This is a genomic window from Streptomyces spinoverrucosus, from assembly GCF_006539505.1.
GTDB lineage: Bacteria > Actinomycetota > Actinomycetes > Streptomycetales > Streptomycetaceae > Streptomyces > Streptomyces spinoverrucosus.
On record NZ_BJND01000167.1, the window covers coordinates 1 to 1,801 of the forward strand.

General features: G+C 67.4%; 1 protein-coding gene. It reads right to left on the bottom strand.

Annotated features, from left to right (window positions below):
* Positions 1 to 232 precede the first annotated feature (232 nt).
* Positions 233 to 1,576: an IS110 family RNA-guided transposase gene (locus SSP24_RS42300; RefSeq protein WP_218037168.1), complete on the bottom strand. Its 1,344-nt coding sequence runs from the start codon at positions 1,574 to 1,576 to the stop codon at positions 233 to 235.
* Between the last annotated feature and the right edge of the window lie 225 nt (positions 1,577 to 1,801).

The window sequence follows — 1,801 nt, forward strand, 5'->3', positions numbered from 1 at the left end:
TGGCCGAGGGCACCAGCATGTCCACGCCTTCGCCTGCGACCTGACGGACCCGGCCTCGATCCGCGACTTCGCTGCCGACGTCGCCCGGCACACCGACCGCATTGACGTGCTGATCAACAATGGCTCCCGCTACCTCCAAGGACCAGACCTGAACGGAAAATCGATCCCCAGCGGGGCAGGCGGCAGCATCCGTTTCGCGAAGCGGAACGGATGTCCTGAACGGGCGGGAAGGTCAGCTCGCGGGGGCGAGGCTGACGGTGTGGCCGAGAGCCTGAAGCTGGCGGACGAGGTCGCGGGTCTTGCGGGCCGGATTGAGGTGACGCTGGTGCCAGTCGGCGCCGAGCTCCTGGTAGGCGGCGTCGGGGTCGTTGATCAGGTGCCAGGCGATGACCAGGATGGACCGGGCGATGGCGACGACGGCCTTGGAGTGGCCGCGGCGTTTGACGATGCGCCGGTAGCGGGCGCCAAGGAAGGTGTCGGTGCGGGCGGCGGCGCTGGCGGCCTCGCCGAGAGCGCCTTTGAGCCAGGGGTTGCCCCTGCCGGTCGGCCCCGCGGTGTTCTTCGCCCCGGACTGGGTGGTTCGGGGGCACAGTTTCGCCCACGAGACAAGGTGTTCGGGGGTGGGAAAGCGGCTCATGTCGGCGCCGATCTCCGCGAGGATGATCCGGGCCGCGGTGGGGCCGACTCCCGGGATTGCGTCCAGGCGCTCGACGAGGTCGCGTGCGGTTCTGGCGGTGGTCGGGGAGGTGGCACCGGCGTCAGGCGGGTTGGTTCCCGAGTTGTCGAGCGGCGCCGTGATCTGTTCCAGAGCCAAGGCGATCAGCCGGTCAAGCTCGCGGACTTGGGCGGTGAGATGGTCAACGGTCTCCAGCAGCATGCCCAGCAGGCGGCCGTGGTGATCGTCGAACTGCCCGGTCAGGGACTCGATCAGAGCCGACTTCTTCTCGATCAGGCTCCCCCGAGCGAGGTCCGCCAGTGTCCGGGGGCTGCGTTCACCGGCCACGAGTGCGTCGAGCATGGCCCGGCTGGACACACCGAAGAGGTCCGAGACCACGCTGGACAGCTTGATCTGAGCGTCCTGGAGGATCTTGTCCACCCGGTGCTTGTGCCGGGTGCGTTCCTGGACGAAAACGGTCCGGGTGCGGGTGAGATCCCGCAGTTGCCGGACAGGCTTTGGCGGGACGAACGAGGCCCTCACCATGCCGCGTTCGGCGAGCTTGGCCAGCCAGACCGCGTCCAGCTTGTCGGTCTTGGGCCGGCCCGGGACGTTCTTCACATCCCGCGCGTTGACCAGCCAACACTCCAGGCCCCGTACTTCCAGGAGGTAGAAGAAGGGCCGCCAGTAGGGACCCGTCGACTCCATAACCACCCGCTGGACGCCCTGGCAGATCAGCTTGTCGCCGAGTTCCAGGATCGCGTTGGTGGTCGAGGCGACATTCCATACCTGCTGCACCCGCCGGCCCTCGACGGTGTGATGCGGGACGCGCAGGCACACCATCCCGGATGTCTTGGCAATATCGATCGCCGCGATCCGGGCAACACTTCCGTCGTCGTGGTCCTCCGCCAGCTCCTTCATCTTCTGCCTCCCCTTGCTCACCATGCGGACGGGGCTGCCCGGGGCGCCTCAAGGGGAAACGGAGAACCTGAACGGCGTGCTCGAAACGACAATGCGCGGCCCCTCGGACGGCTCCCTCACCAGACTCTAATGCGGGCTCAACAGCTCATGGACCTGCGGCGTCGGCGGACAGCCCCAGTACCGATTTTCACGCCGGCGAGGCGTCATCGACAGATGAACGGACAA